Source organism: Vibrio sp. D173a, assembly GCF_030248475.1.
In genome coordinates, this window is sequence record NZ_JAHGAH010001232.1 from 1 (window position 1) to 578 (window position 578).

The 578-nt window shown below is 49.3% G+C and carries 1 pseudogene; it reads left to right on the forward strand.

What is annotated here, in order from left to right:
- Positions 1-578: pseudogene (prmA, locus tag KIV40_RS32495) on the forward strand (50S ribosomal protein L11 methyltransferase); the annotation flags it as partial.

Here is a 578-nt window from a genome sequence, read left to right on the forward strand (position 1 = left end):
CTGCGGATTTCGCTCACAAAGTTGAGCAAATCGAGGACAAAGACTGGGAACGTGAATGGGTGGATAACTTCCACCCAATGAAGTTCGGTGAGCGCCTATGGATCTGCCCAAGCTGGCGAGATATCCCAGAGCCGGACGCGGTAAATGTAATGCTTGACCCAGGTCTAGCGTTTGGTACGGGTACTCACCCAACAACAGCACTTTGTTTAGAGTGGTTAGAAGGTCTAGATCTGTCAGGTAAGACAGTGATCGACTTCGGTTGAGGCTCTGGCATCCTAGCGATCGCAGCGATCAAACTCGGTGCAGCAAAAGTTATCGGGATCGACATTGATCCTCAAGCTCTACTGGCATCAAAAGACAATGCTGAGCGCAATGGCGTTGCTGACCAATTAGAAGTGTTCCTTCCTCAAGATCAGCCAGAAGGCCTGATTGCCGATGTTGTCGTTGCTAACATCCTTGCCGGTCCACTGCGTGAACTTTCAGGCATCATTAAGGGTCTAGTAAAAGAAGACGGCGTATTAGCGATGTCGGGTGTTTTAGATACACAAGCAGAAGACGTTGCGACTTATTACCGTGAT